Here is a 15746-nt window from a genome sequence, read left to right as displayed (position 1 = left end):
CCTCGACGAGAACGACCCGACCCTGCTGCCTCCCGACGGCGAAGCCCGCCGAACGCGGCGGCGCACCGGGGCCGTTCGCCCCGCGCGAGGCGGTACGGCGGCGCGCGAGGCGGTACGGCGGACGTCGGTGCTCGCCCGCGGTCAGTACCCCGCGGCGGCGCCCGCAGCCGGCTCCAACGGCTCGGCGCCCCGCCCGTCGCCGGCCTGGACGCTGACCGCTCGCAGCCCGTCGGCCGCCGGGCGCTCAGGTCACCGCATCAGCTCCCGGGCCGCCGCGGCGACGGAGTGCGGGGTGATCCCGAAGTCCTCGAAGAGTTCGGCGGCCGAGGCCGACGCGCCGAAGTCCTCCACCCCGATCGTCCTCCCGTCCAGGCCCACCAGGTCGTGCCAGCCCTGGCTGACGCCCGCCTCCACCGAGATCCGGCGGCGGACGGCCGGCGGGATGACGCTGTCCTGGTACGACCTGGGCTGCTCGTCGAACCACTCGCGGCAGGGCATCGAGACCACCCGCGCCCGGACGCCCTCGTCGGCGAGCAGGCGGGCCGCGGTGACCGCGACCGCGACCTCGGACCCGGTGGCGATGACGACCACGTCCGGGTCGGCCGCGGCGCCCGGCGACGGCGCCTCGTAGCGGACGTACCCGCCGCGGACCGCGCCGGTGGCCGGGTGGAAGCCCTCCCCGTCGTCGGGGAACACCGGCAGGTCCTGCCTGCTGAGGCTGAATCCGGTCGGCCGGGCCGGGCCGGCGAGGACCTTCCACAGCGTGATCGCCGTCTCGTTGGCGTCGGCCGGCCGCACCACGTCGAGGCCGGGCATGGCGCGCAGCGAGGCGAGGTGCTCGACCGGCTGGTGCGTGGGGCCGTCCTCGCCGAGGCCGATGGAGTCGTGGGTCCAGACGTAGACGGTGGGCAGCCGCATCAGCGCGGCGAGGCGGACGGCCGGGCGCATGTAGTCGCTGAACACCAGGAACGTGCCGCCGTAGGGGCGGCTGAGCCCGGACAGCGCGATGCCGTTCATGGCGGCGGCCATGAAGTGCTCGCGGATGCCCCAGTGGATGGTCTGCCCGGCGGGGTCCGCGCCGGGCAGCGGGCTGGAGGCCGGCAGGAACGAGGAACCGCCGTCGACGGTGGTGTTGTTGGAGTCGCCGAGGTCGGCGGAGCCGCCCCACAGTTCCGGCAGTTGCGCCGCGGCGGCCTTCAGCGCGCGGCCGAACGCCTTCCGGGTGGCGACCGGGGTGCCCGCCGCGAACGCCGGTCGCGCGCCGTCGAAGGTGGCCGGCGGCCGGCCGCCGCGCAGCCGCCGCACCAGGTCGTGCCTGTCGGGGTGCCGGTCGGCCCAGGCCGCGAAGTCCTTGTCCCAGGCGTCGTGGGCGCGGGCGCCCGCGTCACGCGCCGCGGACGCGGTCCACGCGTGGACCCCCGCGGGCACGTCGAACGTCGTGTCGGGGTCGACGCCGAGCACCGTCTTGGCCGCGCGCACCGCCTCCGCGCCGAGCGCGGAGCCGTGGGAGGCGGGGGTGTTCTGCGCGCCGGGCACCGGCCAGGCGATGATGCTGCGCATCACGATCAGCGAGGGCCGGGTGGTCTCGGCCGTCGCCGCCTGGAGCGCGCGGGACAGGCCCGGCAGGTCGATGTCGCCGTCGGCGGCGAGGTCGACGCTCTGCACGTGCCACCCGTAGGCGGCGTAGCGGGCGGCGACGTCCTCGCTCGTGGCCAGTTCGGTGCTGCCCTCGATGGAGATGCGGTTGTCGTCGTGGACCACCACGAGGTTGCCGAGTCGCTGGTGGCCGGCGAAGGCGCCCGCTTCGGAGCTGATGCCCTCCTGCATGTCGCCGTCGGAACACAGCACGAAGACCCGGTGGTCGAACGGGCTGGTGCCGGCCGGCGCGTCGGGGTCGAGCAGTCCGCGCTCGCGGCGGGCGCCCATGGCCATGCCCACCGCGGTGGCGATGCCCTGGCCGAGCGGCCCGGTGGTGGTCTCCACGCCCGGCGTGTGTCCCCGCTCGGGGTGCGCCGGGGTGAGGCTGCCCTTCTTCCGGTACCCGCGCAGGTCGTCCAGCGTGAGCGGGTAACCGGTGAGGTGCAGCTGGATGTAGAGGGTGAGGCTGGAGTGCCCGCAGGACAGCACGAAGCGGTCCCGGCCGGGCCACTGCGGGTCGGCGGGGTCGTGGCGCAGGAACCGCTGGAAGATCAGATGGGCGGCCGGGGCGAGGCTGACCGCGGTGCCGGGGTGGCCGTGCCCGGCCTCCTGCACGGCGTCCATGGCCAGCACCCGCGCGGTGGTGACGGCGCGCGCGTCCTGCTCGGTCCACACGAACGGGGTGGTGGGCTGGGGTGTGGCGGTGCCCGTCACGGGGCGCTCCTTCGACGAGGTGAGGCGTGCGGGTGAGCCGGCGCGGCGCACCGGCGGCCGGCGCGGGGTGCGCCGGCCGCTGCGGGGCGGGTTCACCACAGGGTGTAGCCGCCGTCGATCACCAGGACCTCGCCGGTGACGAAGGAGGACGCCGGGCTGGCCAGGTAGAGCGCGGCGGGGGCGATCTCCACGGCCTGCGCGTAGCGCTGCATGGGGACTTCGTCGATCCAGTAGTGCTTGTACTCGGGCAGGTCGATGTCGGAGATCTCGGTCTTGGTGTAGCCGGGGGCGATCGCGTTCACCCGTACCGAGCGGGGCGCCCACTCCGCGGCCAGCGAGCGGGTCATGTGGTGCACCCCCGCCTTCGAGACGGCGTAAGGGGCGTGCCACTGCGGCCGGTTGATGATCATGCCGGACATCGAGCCGACGTTGACGATGGAACCGGTGCCGCGCTCGACCATGGACGCGCCGACCACCTGGCTGGCCTTCCACACCGCGTCGAGGTTGGTGGCCATCACCCGGTCCCAGTCCTCGTCGTCGATGCTCAGGGACTCGCCGTGGATGCCCACGCCGGCGTTGTTGACCAGGATGTCGATCGGGCCGAGTTGCCCGGTGACCGTCTCGCGCATGGCCTCCAGGTCGGCCCGGCTGGTGACGTCGGTCCTCGTCGAGATGACGGCGCCGCCGACTTTCGCGAGGTCGGCGACGGCCTCGCGGTTGCGGTCCTCGTCGCGGCTCGCGATCGCCACCGACGCGCCGGCCTCGGCCAGCGCGGTCGCGATGGCCTTGCCGATGCCGCGGTTGCCGCCGGTGACGACGGCGACCTTCCCGTCCAGACGGAATCGATCCAGGACGCTCATGCGGTTGCCTCTTCTGTGGGTCGGGACGGTGTCCGCACGGCGGGCACCCGGAGTATCCGGTCCGCGTGGGACCGGGTGCTCTCGATGAGTTCGGCGTTGCGCTGGTCCGAGCCGTGCGAGCGTTCGTACGCCTCCTCGGCGGTCCGCCCGTACGACATGTGCCGGGCGATCAGCCGGTCGAAGCGGACGTCCTCGCCCGGCTCCAGGAACCAGCACACGTCGAGCAGTTCGCGCACCGGCTGCCACGGGCCCTGGTCGACGAGCAGGTAGTTGCCCTCGGTGATGATCAGCGGCACCTCGCGCGGCACCGGGACGGCGCAGGCGATGGACTCCTCCAGGCTCCGGTCGAAGAACGAGGTGTAGACGGTCGCGTCCTCGCGGGCCCGCAGCCGGCGCAGCAGGTGGACGTAGCCGGCGGCGTCGAAGGTGTCGGCGGCCCCCTTGCGGGGCTTGCGCCCCAGCCGGTCCAACTCGGCGCCGGCCAGGTGGAAGCCGTCGAGTCCGACCAGCACCGCCTGGCCGTCGAGTGCGGCCACGAGGGTCTCGCCGAGGGTGGACTTGCCCGATCCCGGCGCGCCGGTGATGCCGAGTATCCGCCGCCCGCCGGGGGTGATCAGGGCGCGGGCCGCCGCGGTCAGCTCCTCGAAGGTGACGGCCTCGCCGCGCGGCGGCTGGGCGTCGCGGCCGGTCGGTGCGGGGTTCATCGTGGTCCGTCCTTCGTCAGTGGCATGGATACGTCCTCGGGCGACTTGGCGCCGGTCATGAGGGCGACGGCTTCCTCCATGGAGGTGTCCTTCGGGTCGACCAGCGCGATCCGGCGGCCCAGCCGGTGGATGTGGATACGGTCGGCGACCTGGAAGACGTTCGGCATGTTGTGGCTGATGAGCACCACCGGCAGGCCGCGCTCGCGCACCCGCAGGATGAGGTCCAGGACCTGGTTGGTCTCGCGGACGCCGAGCGCCGCGGTCGGCTCGTCCATGACCACGACCCGGGTCGCCCACGCGGCGACGCGGGCGACGGCGACGGCCTGCCGCTGGCCGCCGGAGAGCGTCTCGACCTTCTGGCCGATGGACTGGATGCGGATACCGAGGTCGACCATGTGCCGCGCCGAGCCGTGCCGCATCCCGCGCTTGTCCAACTGCCGGAAGACGGTGCCCAGTACGCCTTTGCGGCGCTGCTCCCGGCCGAGGTAGAGGTTCTGCGAGATGTCGAGCGCGGGGGCGACGCCCAGCTCTTGGTAGACGGTCTCGATGCCGGCGTTGCGGGCGTCGAGCGGGTTGCGGAAGTGCACCGGTTCGCCGTCGAGGTGCAAGGTGCCCTCGTCGGGGACGACCGCGCCGGTGAGCGACTTGATCAGGGTGGACTTGCCCGCGCCGTTGTCGCCGATGACGGCGAGGATCTCGCCCGGGCGCAGGTCGAAGTCGCTGTTGTCCATGGCCACCACGTGGCCGTAGCGCTTGGTGAGGCCGCGGGCTTGGAGCACGTTCGGCCGGGGGTCGGAGCCGTTCTCGGAGCCGGTCATCGGGTCTGCCTCCTTCGCACGAGGTGGTCCACGCCGACCGCGATGACCACGAGGACACCGGTGGCGACCTGCTGGTAGAGCGAGTCGATGCCCGCCTGGGTGAGGCCGTTCTGCAGCACCGTCACGATGAGCGCGCCGATGAACGTGCCGACCACGCCGCCCCGGCCGCCGAAGAGGCTGGTGCCGCCGATCACCACGGCGGTGATGCTGTCGAGGTTGCCGTTGGTGTAGCCGCTGGGGTCGGCGGTCGGGGTGCGGCCCAGGGCCTGCCAGGCGGCGAAGAAGTAGATCACCGCGGCCACGATGTAGACGCTCAGCAGGATGCGCTTGACCTTGATGCCGGCCAGCGCGGCGGCCTTGTCGTTGTCGCCGACCGCGTAGACCCGTACGCCCCAGGAGGTCTGGCTGAGCGCGTAGCCGAGCACCGCGGTGAGCGCGATCCACAGCATCACCCCGTAGGTGATGGTCACGCCGCCGACCGTCGGGCCCCGGTTGAGGAAGGTCAGGAAGTCCGAGCTGATCGGGTAGCTCTGCGAGGAGGTGTAGAGCCGGGACGAGGCGGCGACCACCGACATCACGCCGAGCGTGACGATGAACGGTGGCAGCTTCAGCAGCGACACCAGGACGCCGTTGACCGAGCCGACCACGACGCAGACCACCAGGCCGACCAGCGCGGCGGCCACCGGGTCGCCGTGCACGGCCATCTTCCCGATCACGACCGAACCGAGCACCATGATGGCGCCGTTGGCCAGGTCGATCCCGGAGGTCAGGATGATCAGCGTCTGACCGAGCGCCAGGGTGCCCACCACGACGGACTGCTGCGCGATCAGGGCCAGGTTGTCGGAGTTGAAGAAGGTGCTCGTCGACAGGGCGAAGACGATCACCGCGGTGACCAGGGCCGCGAGCGGCCCGGCGATCTGGTGGGACGCGAGGCCGCGCAGGTCCCGGCGGGGACCGACGCCCCGTTCGAGCGCCAGCACGTCGGCGTCCTGGGTGGTCGTGGTCACTTCGGTCCCCAGCAGTGGCTCAGGCCCCAGGCGGAGGTCTGCGAGGCGACGCCGGGCACCGGGTGGTCGGTGATCAGGGCCGTGCCCGAGTCGATGACACCGCTCTTCGGCTTGGTGCCGTCCTTGATGTACGCGGCGGCGGCGTCGACCGCCATCTCGCCCATCTTGTCCGGGAACTGCATGGCGGTGGCGCCTATCGCACCGCTCTTCACGTCCTCGACGCCGCTGCACGCGCCGTCGACGGAGACCAGGACGGTCTTGCCGGCCAGGCCCTTGTTCTTGATGGCGGTGTAGGCGCCGTGCGCGGTCGGCTCGTTGATGGTGTAGACGACGTTGATGTCGGAGTGCGCCGACAGCAGGTTCTCCATCGCGGACTGGCCGGTGTCCTCGGTGCCCTGGGTCAGCGCGCTGCCGGCCACTTCCGGCGACTTGGACGTGATGCCGTACCCGCTGAGGAACCCCTGGTGGCGGTCGGCGGCGGGCTTGTCCGAGAGGTCGAAGTCGAGCAGGGCGACATGCGGGGCCTTCGGGGCGGACGCCTTGGCCCACTTCCCGATGAGTTCGCCGGCGGCGACGTTGTCGGTGGCGTAGGTGGCGTCCGCGGCGTCGGTCGGGTCGAGCGCCGCGTTCACCGTCAGGACCAGGATGCCCTTGGACTTGGCCTGCTTCAGCACGCCGTTGAGCGCCGTCGCGTTGGCCGGGGTGACCACGATCGCCTTCACCTTGTTGGCGATCATGTTCTCGATCGCGGTCACCTGCGTCGCCGAGTCCCCGGGGGTCTTGGCCTCGGCCTTCATGACCTTCCAGCCCTTGGCCTTCGCGGCCTTCTCGGTGGCGTTCTCCAGCGTGCCGAAGAACGGGTTGCTCAGGTTCAGCGCGACGATCCCGATCTTCGGGGACCCGCCGGAACCGCCGCCGGAGCCACCGGGCCCGCACGCCACGGCGGCCACGCCACAGGCGACGGTGAGGGCGGCGACTTTGATCCGCAAGGAGGCGGGAGCACGTCGGACGATCTTCATTGAGTCCTCCTGGACGCAGGGCCGTCAGCTCGGCTTCGGTGCGGGAGGAACCCGCCACGGGCGTCGATATGACCGGGTGATTACGTCGATGTTGCGGATCGTTCGATCGGCTGTCAAGCAAAAATAAACTACTTCTGTATGGTTGCCGACATAAATGGCCCTTCACTACAGTGCAGTCCGACGTCCCGAGAGCGGAGCGAGATGAGCGAGACGACACGCACGGCCGCGAGCGGCCCGGCCCCCTGGCGGGCCGAGGAGGGCCCCGGGCGGATCTTGCAGCTGATCACGACCGGAAGGGCCAACACCCGTACCGCGATTGCTCAGTTGACGGGCCTGTCCCGGTCGACGGTCGGTCAGCGGCTGGACGCGCTGTTCGCCGCGGGGCTGCTCAAGGAGAGCGACCAGAGCGTGCCCTCGCGCGGTCGCCCGTCGCGCGCGCTCACCCTCGACCACGCCGCCGGGCTCATCATCGGCGTGGACATCGGGGAGCAGCGGACGCGGGTGGCGATCACCGATCTCAACGCGGGCATCCTCGCCGAGCGGGTCGAACGGCTCGCCGTCGGCGACGGCCCCGAGGCGCTGCTGGACACGATCACGGCGACGGTGCGCGGCATGATCAGCCACGCCGACCTCGGTGCCACCCCGGTCGCCGGCATCGGATTCGGGCTGCCCGCGCCGGTCGACTACGAGGCCGGCCGCGTGCTCGGCTGGTCGATCATGTCCGGCTGGGACGACTACGACATCCGCGGGCACCTGCGCCGCACCTGGCAGGTCCCGATCCTCATCGACAACGACGTCAACCTGCTCACCCTCGCCGAGCACCGCCGCTTCTGGCGCGACCAGCCGCACCTGCTCTACATCAAGGCCGGCACCGGGGTCGGCAGCGGGATGGTGATAGACGGCCACGTCAACCGCGGTGCGCAGGGCGCGGCCGGCGACATCGGGCACATCCACATCAGCGGGTTCGGCGACCCGCAGTGCCGGTGCGGGAACCGGGGGTGCCTGGAGTCCCTGGTCGGCGGCTGGGCGCTCGCCCGCGACCTGCGCGACCGCCGCCAGACCAAGGGCCAGGACGCGCGCGACGTCGTCGACCAGGTGCGGCGCGGCGACAGCACCGCGGTCGCCGCGCTCCGGACCGCCGGCCGCGTCCTCGGCGAGGCCGTCGCCTACGCGACCAGCCTGCTCAACCCCGACATCATCGTGCTCGGCGGCCGGCTCAGCACCGTCGGCGACCACCTGATGGCCGGCGTCCGCGAGGTCATCTACCAGCGCTCACTGCCGCTGGCCACCCGCCAGTTGCAGATCGTGCCCACCAAGTACAAGTCCCGCGCCGGCATCGCGGGAGCCGCCTACCTGGTCCGCGACCACGTGCTGGACCCGGCCACCCTCGACGCCACCCTCGCGGTCGGCGCCACCCCCTTCTCGACCTTGTAGGCCGCCCGTTCAGGGTGCGGCGGGGTGCCAGCCGAGGGCGGGGCCGAGGCGGGTGGCGAGGTCGGTGAGGATCTGGACGTAGTCGGCGTGGTCGAAGGTGAAGGGCAGCGCGAAGGCGACCTCGTGGACCTCGCGGAACGCGGCGTGCGCGTGCAGCCGTTCGGCGAGTCGCGCGGACTCGCCGACCAGGTCGGGGGCGAACAGCAATCGCGCCGGTCCCTGCGGGGCGGCCGTGCGCGGCAGCCGCTTGCGGGCGAACTCCTCGTACTTCGCGCGCTGTTCGGGCGTCGCGGAGTCGGTGGGGATGACCACGAGGCCCTGGGAGACCCGGGCCCGGTCGCCCGCCGGGTGGTGCGCGCGGAACTCGCGGATCTGCGCGAGTTGCAGCGTGGCGAAGGTGGCGGTGGCCGCGGCCTCGCCGGAGTCCCCGGAGCCGCCGGGAACCCCGGAGTCCTCGGAGCCGCCGGCCGCCTCTGACCCGCCGGCCGCCTCTGACCCGTCGGCCGTCCCCGCCCGCTCGGCCGGCCCCGCCTTGACGACGCTGCTGGTCAGGAAGTTCATGCCCTGCTCCCCCGCCCAGCGGGCCGACCGCAGGCTCGCGCCGCCGTACCACATCCGGTCGGCCAGCCCGGCGGCGTGCGGCTGGACCCGTGGCGAGAACACCTCGAAGCCCTCGGTCGCGCCGGACGCGGTCGCCGGCTCGCCGCGGACGAAGGACAGCAGCCGCCGCACCCGTTCGTAGCCGAAGTCCTCGGCGTCGGCCGTGTCCGGGTACAGGGCGTCCTTGACCCGGTCGTACCGCATCGGCGGGCCGACGCTGACGCCGGGGTTGAGCCGGCCGCCGGAGAGGATGTCCACGGTGGCCAGGTCCTCGGCGAGCCGCAGCGGGTTCTCCCAGCCCAACGGGATGACCGCGGTGCCCAGTTCGATCCGGCTGGTGCGCTGCGTGGCCGCGGCGAGCACCGCGACCGGCGAGGAGATGCCGTACTGGAGGTGCCGGTGCCGCACCCAGGCGCTGTCGAAGCCCAGTTGCTCGCCCAGCTCGATGACGCGCAGCGTCGACTCGTGGCCCGCGCGCGGATCGGCCTCGTCGAACAGCCCGATGGTCAGGAAGCCCAGCTTCCGCAGCGGCTCCGAGGCAGGTGGCACGTGCTTCCTCCATGGTCCCGGCGGCGGGGTCCGCCGCGTCGGCGGCGCCGCCCCGATTCTCGCAGAGGGCACGGGCGGCGGCCCGCGAAGCCCTGACGGAAAGGGGCGGCGGTGTACGGGCATCGGTGTACGGGCGGGCTCGCGTGGCCGCGGGCCCGCCCGCATCACGGCCCGCCCGCCTACTCGCCGGCGGCGCCCGCCTCCACCAGTCCGGCCGCCCGGCCGTCTGCCGCGGCCTCCGCCTCCGCCTCCGCTTCCGCTTCCGCTTCCGCCGCCGCACGGTGGGCGCTTCCGCCGAGCACCCGGTCGAGGACCGCCGCCGCGCCGCCGGCCGGAAGCTCCTCGCCCCGCCACGCGACGTGCTGGTCCGGGCGGACCAGCACGTGCGCGGTGCCGTAGAGCGCGCGGGCCGCCGGGTCGGTCAGGTGGATGACCGTGAACGGCAGCGCCCTGGCCGCGGCCTGCTCGGCGAAGTCCCGCTCGATCGTGCGCGCGTCCGCGCGCACGTCGGTGCGCGCGTCGGTCAGGACGAGGAGCGCGAAGGACGTGCCGATCCGGTCGTAGAGGGTGCCGCCGTAGGGGTCCACGAGCCCGTCCGGCGCCCGGTGGCCCGGGCGGGGGTCGTCCTCGTAGACGTCCGGGCGCCAGGCGGGCTCGGTGTCGAGCTGGCCCGGTTCGTACCAGACCGCGGCCGAGTCGTCGTACCGCTCGTCGAAGGTGACGCCGTTCGCGCCGAGGCGGTCCCGGCGCAGGCGTTCGCCGATCTCGGCGCGGCGGGCGGCGGCCGCCGGGCCGAGGTCGGCGTCGTCGGGGATGCCGCCGGCCCGGATGTCGGCGAGGGTGGCCTGGGCCCGGCGGGCCCGTTGGAGCGCGTGGTCGGCGATCCGCCAGTTGTGCCGGCGGCGCTCCTGGTCGTACGAGTCGAGCAGCGCGGGCGGGGCCTGGCCGCCGAGCACCGCGGCGAGCTTCCAGCCGAGGTTCACCACGTCGCCGATGCCCTCGCCGAGGTTGCCGCCGGGCGTCCGTACGTGGGCCGCGTCGCCGGCCAGCAGCACCCGGCCGTGCCGGAAGGTCCGGGCGATCCGGGTGGCGTGGTAGAAGGTCGTGGCGGAGACGAGTTCCAGGTCGAGGTCGAAGCCGAAGGCGGCCCGCGCGGTGGCCAGCAACTCCTCCTCGGTGGGCTCGTGTTCGAGCGGGAACGGCCCCGCGTACACCCGCCACTCGCGGCTGCTCACGGCGGCGAGGAAGCCGGACGCGTGCGGGTTGAAGACGATGTTGGTGCCGCTGGGCGCGGCGCCGACCCGTTCGGTGATGTCGCCGGTGCGCACGATGAGGCGCAGCCGCTTCTCGGTGGCGTGCTCCCCGTCCCGTTCGATGCCGGCCAGCCGGCGGGTGGTGCTGCGGCCGCCGTCGGTGCCGAGGACGTATCCGGCCCGGATCACGAGCGGTTCGCCGGAGTCGACGTCGACGACCTCGGCGTCCACACCGTCCTCGTCCTGGCGCAGGCCGCGCAGTTCCCAGCCGCCGGCCACGCTCACCCGGCGCTCGGCGAGGTGTTCGAGGAAGACGTGCTGGAAGACGGTCTGCGGCCGGCGCAGCGCCTCGTCGGCCGAGTGGCCGCCGCCGAGCGTGCCGCGGAAGTCGGGGCGGGGCACCGGCACCAGTTCGTGTCCGGCCAGCGAGGTGACCAGTTTGATGCCCTGGTTCCACTCCGGGGGGAAGGTCCACGCGTCGCGGACCCGCTGGAGCAGCCCCCAGCGGCGCAGGTGCTCCACCACGCGCGGGGTGTGGCCCATCGCGCCGGCCCGGACCAGCGTCGCGGTGCGGGCCCGTTCGACGACGGCCACCCGCACGCCGCGGGAGGTCAGTTCGACCGCCGCGGCGAGGCCGGCCGGGCCGGCGCCGACGATCAGCACGTCCACCGACCGCGGCGGCGTGCCGACCGGGAACCGGACGGTGTGCACGTCGCGCCCGCCGGTCGGGGAGAGGGACGGGGAGAGGGACGGGGAGAGGGCGGAGGGCGAAGAGGAGGAGGCGGGGGCGGACGGGGGCAGGGATCTGGACAGCGGTGCCACGGACGCGGTCATCGGCCGGCCTCTCAGTCGTTCACGAGCTGGCGCTCGCGGGTGTAGCGGTTGGCCGGTACCGGCAGGCCGAGGTTGCCGCGCAGGGTGTCGGCCTCGTACTCGGTGCGGAACAGCCCGCGCCGCTGGAGGATCGGCACCACTCCGTCGACGAAGGCGGCGAGTTCGGCCTCGGTGCGGAAGGCGAGGTTGATGCCGTCGAAGGTGCCGGCGTGGAACCACTCCTCGATGGTGTCGGCGACGCCCTGCGGCGTGCCGACGAACGGTGAGCGGCGGAACTCCCGTACGGAGTTGGCTACTTGACGAAGTGTCAGATTCTCGGTCCGGGCCCGCTCGATGATCCGGCCCGCGCCGGTCCGGCCGCCCCGCTCGGCCAGGTGCGCGACGTCGGGGAACGGCGCGTCCAGGTCGTGCACGCTGAAGTCGTAGGCTCCGAAGGACCGGCCGAGGAGCGCGAGGTTGCCCTCGAAGTCGTCGTCCTCCTCGAAGATCTCCCGCTCGCGGCGCCGGGCGGCCTCCTCGGTGCCGGCCACGATCGGGCCGCCGTGGATGAAGATCTTGATGTGCTCGGGGTCGCGGCCGTATCCGGCGGTGCGCTTCTTGATGTCGGAGTAGTACTCCCGGGCCTGCTGGAGGCCGCCGCCGGGCGCGTAGATGCCCTCGGCGACCTGCGCGGCCAGGTCGCGGCCCTCCTCCGAGACACCGGCCTGGAAGATCACCGGCTGGCCCTGCGGGGAGCGGGAGAGGTTGAGCGGGCCGGCCACGCTGAGGTGCTCGCCGACGTGGTCGAGCGCGTGCAGCTTGGCCGGGTCGAGGAAGACGTCGCGCTCGACGTCGGCGGGGAACGCGTCGTCCTCGTAGGAGTCCCACAGGCCGCGCGCGACCTGGACGAACTCCAGGGCGCGGCCGTAGCGGGTGGCGTAGTCGAGGTGCTCCTCGAGACCGAAGTTCTTCGACGCGCCGGTGTCGAAGCTGGTCACGACGTTCCAGCCGGCGCGGCCGCCGCTGATGTGGTCGAGGGAGGCGAACCGGCGGGCCAGGTTGAACGGCGAGTTGTACGTCGAGCTGGCGGTGCCGACCAGTCCGACGTGCTTGGTGTGGGTGGCGACCGCGGACAGCAGCGTGAGCGGCTCCAGCCGGTTGAGGTAGTGCGCCGGGTAGGTGGAGTTGATGAACTGGCTGTCGACGATGAACAGGGCGTCGAAGAGCGCGTGTTCGGCGGCCTGGGCCTGCCGGATGTAGTAGTTGATGTCGATGCTGGCGTTCTTCGCGATGCTCGGGTCCTTCCACAGGCCGTGCTGGCCGGGGCCGCCGACGCCGTAGGGGTGGAGCGCGAGGTGGATCGTGCGGGACATGGTTCTCCCTCTTCCGTGATGGGACGTGGGTGGCAGGGCTCGGGGCGGGCGCGGGGCGGCGGTTGAGCGGCCGTGGGGTGGCCCGTTCGGGGGTGGCCGCGAAGCGGCGCGGGTTCAGGCGTCGAGCAGCGCGCGCAGAGCGTCGCGCTCGGCCCGTCCGGCCGGGGCGGTGTGCAGGGTGGGCGCGGACCTGACCAGCAGGCGGGTATAGGGGTGTCGCGGCTCCTCGATGACGTCGCGGGCGGCGCCGGCCTCCACGAGTTCGCCCTGGTAGAGCACGGCGATACGGTCGGCGATCCCGGCGACGGACCCCAGGTCGTGGGAGATCAACACGATGGCCACGCCGGTGCCGCGCAACTCCTTGAGGATCTCCAGGATCTGCACCCGGTTCGCGGAGTCCAGGGCGCTGACCGGCTCGTCGAGGATGATCAGTTCGGGCTCGGTGACCAGGGCCCGGGCGACCGCGACGCGCTGCCGCTGGCCGCCGGAGAGTTCGCCGGGCAGCCGGTCGAGCAGGTCCTCGGGCAGGTGGACCCGGGCGAGGAAGGACCGGGTCCGCGCGGTCGCCTCGGCGTGGGCGACGCCCTTCAGCAGCAGCGGCTCGGCCAGCGAGTCGGCGATGGTGAGGTCCGGGTCGAGGCTGCGCAGCGGGTCCTGGAAGACGTACTGCACCACGCCGCGGCGGCGCAGGGCGCGCCACTTGCGGCGCCGTACCCGGTCACCTCCTCGCCGCCGACGACGATCGAGCCCGCCGAGGCGCGGACCAGGCCGAGGACGGCGCGGGCGAGGGTGGACTTGCCCGACCCGGTCTCGCCGATGACGCCCACGGTCTCGCCGGGGGCGACGCTCAGCGTGATCCCGTGCAGGGCGCGGCGCCGGCGCCGGCGCCGGCCGTAGTGGACGTCGAGCCCGTCGATGGCGAGCACCGGACCGGCGGGACCGGCGGACGGACCGGCCGAGGCACCGGCGGACGGCCCGGTGGACGGACTGCCGGACAGCCCGGCCGAGGCACCGGCGGACGGCCCGCCGGACAGCCCGGCGGACGGCCCGGCGGACGGCCCCGCCAACGTCTCTGCGGCGGGCGGGAGTTGCGGGTGCGCGCCGGTCACGACGCCTCCTTCGACGTACGGAACCTGTCCAGGCCGTACTGCTCGTGCTCGGCGACGAGCAGCCGGGTGTACTCGTGGCGCGGGTGGTGCAGCACCTGGCGGGTCGGGCCGTGCTCCACGACCTCGCCCTGCCGCATGACCAGCACCTCGTCGCAGATCTGGGCGACCACGGCCAGGTCGTGGGAGACCACCACCAGCGCCAGGCCGGTGCGTTCGCGCAGGTCGGCCAGGAGGTCGAGGATCTCGGCCTGCACGGTGACGTCGAGCGCGGTGGTGGCCTCGTCGGCGATCAGCACGCGCGGGCCGGCCGCGATCGCCGCGGCGATCAGGACCCGCTGGAGCATCCCGCCGGACAGCTCGTAGGTGTACTGGCCGTAGACCAGTTCCGGCTCGCGCAGGTGGACCGCGCGCAGCAGTTCGAGGGCGCGCTGCCGGGCCGGGCCCCGCTTCAGCCCGTTCTTGGCGCGGACCACCTCGGCGATCTGCGCGCCCACCTTGATCGACGGGTTGAGGTAGGACGCCGGGTCCTGGAAGACCGCGCTGATCGTGGCGCCGCGCAACCGCGTCCACTGCTGCGGGGTGAGGGTGGCGATGTCGGTGCCGGCGATCTCGACCGCGCCCTCGGAGATCTCGAAGTGCGCGGGGAGGATGCCGAGTACGGCACGGCAGGTGAGGGTCTTGCCGCTGCCCGACTCCCCCACCACGCCCACCGCCTTGCCGGGGGTCAGCTCGAAGTCGACGCCGTGCACGATCTCGCGGTCGGTGGCCCGGTCGGTGATGTGCAGGCCGGCGACCTTGAGCACGGTGGCGGGTTCGGCGCTCCCGGCGGGAGCCTCGGCGGGCGCGGTGCCGGGCGTGCCCGCGGTCCCAGCCGTCTCGGCGGCCCCTTGCGTCTGCTCGGCCTCCTCCGTCTCCGCGGTCCGCGTGGACGACGGGCTCTCGGACAGGTTCTCGGACAGTGCCGTCATGACGCGCCTCCGACCGGAGTGGGTGTGGTCCGGTCGGGGCGGCCGGCGCGGACCTTGCGGTTGTCGACCAGCGCGCGGCCCGCCTCGCCCGAGACGTCCCGGATCGCGTCGGCGAGCAGGTTGCCGGCCCAGACGGTGACCATGATCAGCAGCGCGGGGGCCACCGGGGCCCACGGCTGGTAGCTGAGGTATCCCAGGTCCGAGGCGAGCAGGCCGCCCCAGGTGGGCTCGGGCGGCTGGACCCCGATCCCCAGGAAGGTCAGGCTGGAGACGATGACGAACCCGACGCCGACGGTCTGGGCGAGCGCGACCGCGATCGGCGGGAGCACCTTGGTCCAGACGTGGCGGCGGACCACCCAGCCGACGGAGGCGCCGGAGATCAGCGCCGCCTCCACGTACTGCGAGCGGGCCACGGTCAACGTGGCGGCGCGCGAGACGCGGTAGAACAGCGGCGAGACCAGCACGCCGGTGACCAGCATGGCCTGGGTGATGCCGTTGCCGAGCAGCGCGATCACCGCGACGGCGAAGAGCAGGAACGGCAGCGCGACCAGCGTGTCGACCACCCGCAGGGTGACCCACTCGAAGACCCGGCCGAGGTACACCGACAGGATGCCGGGGACCACCCCGACCACCAGGGCGGTCACGGCCACTTCGAGGGAGCCGAGCACGCTGACCCGGGAGCCGGCGAGCAGCCGGCTGAACACGTCGCGGCCGAGGTAGTCCGTGCCCAGCCAGTGGGAGCCGGAGCCGGCCGCGAGCGTGTGGGTGCTGGTGCCCAGCGGGTTCTGCGGCGCCAGCAGCGGGCCGAAGACGGCGAGCAGCGCGATGAGGGTGAGGATCGCCACGGCGATCCGGCCGGTGGGAAGCGACAGTACGCGGCGGAACAT

The 15746-nt window shown here is 73.2% G+C and carries 12 protein-coding genes and 1 pseudogene; 1 reads left to right on the top strand and 12 read right to left on the bottom strand.

The features are described from left to right. Positions 1–249: 249 nt before the first annotated feature. From tkt to ACIPAE_RS24565, 6 genes are all read right to left on the bottom strand, one after another. Positions 250–2352, bottom strand: coding sequence for a transketolase (tkt, locus tag ACIPAE_RS24590; protein WP_402447888.1), 2103 nt, complete (start codon positions 2350–2352; stop codon positions 250–252). Between the two features lie 92 nt (positions 2353–2444). Beyond that, a complete protein-coding gene (locus ACIPAE_RS24585; protein ID WP_366410384.1) occupies positions 2445–3212 on the bottom strand; it encodes a glucose 1-dehydrogenase in 768 nt (255 codons plus the stop codon). Next, the gene (locus ACIPAE_RS24580) at positions 3209–3916 is read right to left on the bottom strand and encodes a nucleoside/nucleotide kinase family protein (protein WP_329363302.1); all 708 of its coding nucleotides are present in this window, start codon (positions 3914–3916) and stop codon (positions 3209–3211) included. The genes ACIPAE_RS24585 and ACIPAE_RS24580 overlap by 4 nt, the downstream gene beginning before the upstream one ends. After that, complete coding sequence (locus tag ACIPAE_RS24575) at positions 3913–4734, bottom strand: ATP-binding cassette domain-containing protein (protein ID WP_402447886.1); 822 nt, start codon at positions 4732–4734, stop codon at positions 3913–3915. The genes ACIPAE_RS24580 and ACIPAE_RS24575 overlap by 4 nt, the downstream gene beginning before the upstream one ends. Next, a complete protein-coding gene (locus tag ACIPAE_RS24570) occupies positions 4731–5741 on the bottom strand; it encodes an ABC transporter permease (RefSeq protein ID WP_329363306.1) in 1011 nt (336 codons plus the stop codon). The genes ACIPAE_RS24575 and ACIPAE_RS24570 overlap by 4 nt, the downstream gene beginning before the upstream one ends. Beyond that, entirely contained in the window at positions 5738–6760 is a 1023-nt protein-coding gene (locus tag ACIPAE_RS24565; protein WP_402447884.1) for a substrate-binding domain-containing protein, read from the bottom strand. Before ACIPAE_RS24565 ends, ACIPAE_RS24570 begins: the two co-directional genes overlap by 4 nt. A 201-nt stretch (positions 6761–6961) precedes the next feature. Here ACIPAE_RS24565 and ACIPAE_RS24560 point away from each other — a divergent pair, with 201 nt between their 5' ends. Beyond that, on the top strand, positions 6962–8194 hold the full coding sequence (locus tag ACIPAE_RS24560) for an ROK family protein (RefSeq protein ID WP_402447882.1): 1233 nt from the start codon (positions 6962–6964) through the stop codon (positions 8192–8194). A 9-nt stretch (positions 8195–8203) separates the two neighbouring features. Here ACIPAE_RS24560 and ACIPAE_RS24555 read toward each other — a convergent pair whose 3' ends face one another. From ACIPAE_RS24555 to ACIPAE_RS24530, 6 genes and pseudogenes are all read right to left on the bottom strand, one after another. Beyond that, positions 8204–9343, bottom strand: a complete 1140-nt coding sequence (locus tag ACIPAE_RS24555) for an LLM class flavin-dependent oxidoreductase (protein ID WP_402447880.1) — start codon at positions 9341–9343, stop codon at positions 8204–8206. A gap of 179 nt (positions 9344–9522) precedes the next feature. Continuing rightward, positions 9523–11430 carry an FAD-dependent monooxygenase gene (locus tag ACIPAE_RS24550; RefSeq protein WP_402447879.1) on the bottom strand — a complete coding sequence of 636 codons (1908 nt, stop codon included), beginning with the start codon at positions 11428–11430 and terminating at the stop codon, positions 9523–9525. Between the two features lie 11 nt (positions 11431–11441). After that, positions 11442–12782 (bottom strand): NtaA/DmoA family FMN-dependent monooxygenase, encoded by a 1341-nt coding sequence (locus tag ACIPAE_RS24545; protein ID WP_402447877.1) that lies wholly within the window; start codon positions 12780–12782, stop codon positions 11442–11444. Positions 12783–12896: 114 nt separating this feature from the next. Continuing rightward, a pseudogene (locus ACIPAE_RS24540) lies at positions 12897–13708 on the bottom strand (ABC transporter ATP-binding protein). A 179-nt stretch (positions 13709–13887) separates the two neighbouring features. Further along, positions 13888–14859 (bottom strand): ABC transporter ATP-binding protein, encoded by a 972-nt coding sequence (locus ACIPAE_RS24535; protein ID WP_402447875.1) that lies wholly within the window; start codon positions 14857–14859, stop codon positions 13888–13890. Then, a complete protein-coding gene (locus ACIPAE_RS24530) occupies positions 14856–15746 on the bottom strand; it encodes an ABC transporter permease (RefSeq protein ID WP_402447873.1) in 891 nt (296 codons plus the stop codon). The genes ACIPAE_RS24535 and ACIPAE_RS24530 overlap by 4 nt, the downstream gene beginning before the upstream one ends.

Source organism: Streptomyces sp. NPDC087270 (assembly GCF_044744625.1).
Lineage (GTDB): Bacteria > Actinomycetota > Actinomycetes > Streptomycetales > Streptomycetaceae > Actinacidiphila.
This window is presented reverse-complemented; position numbering and strand designations above follow the sequence as displayed.

Coding starts and splice junctions, on each gene's coding strand:
- ACIPAE_RS24535 (WP_402447875.1), bottom strand. CDS start 14,859: ATGACGGCACTGTCCGAGAACCTGTCCGAGAGCCCGTCGTCCACGCGG.
- ACIPAE_RS24530 (WP_402447873.1), bottom strand. CDS start 15,746: ATGTTCCGCCGCGTACTGTCGCTTCCCACCGGCCGGATCGCCGTGGCG.
- ACIPAE_RS24580 (WP_329363302.1), bottom strand. CDS start 3,916: ATGAACCCCGCACCGACCGGCCGCGACGCCCAGCCGCCGCGCGGCGAG.
- ACIPAE_RS24545 (WP_402447877.1), bottom strand. CDS start 12,782: ATGTCCCGCACGATCCACCTCGCGCTCCACCCCTACGGCGTCGGCGGC.
- ACIPAE_RS24585 (WP_366410384.1), bottom strand. CDS start 3,212: ATGAGCGTCCTGGATCGATTCCGTCTGGACGGGAAGGTCGCCGTCGTC.
- ACIPAE_RS24560 (WP_402447882.1), top strand. CDS start 6,962: ATGAGCGAGACGACACGCACGGCCGCGAGCGGCCCGGCCCCCTGGCGG.
- ACIPAE_RS24550 (WP_402447879.1), bottom strand. CDS start 11,430: ATGACCGCGTCCGTGGCACCGCTGTCCAGATCCCTGCCCCCGTCCGCC.
- ACIPAE_RS24575 (WP_402447886.1), bottom strand. CDS start 4,734: ATGACCGGCTCCGAGAACGGCTCCGACCCCCGGCCGAACGTGCTCCAA.
- ACIPAE_RS24565 (WP_402447884.1), bottom strand. CDS start 6,760: ATGAAGATCGTCCGACGTGCTCCCGCCTCCTTGCGGATCAAAGTCGCC.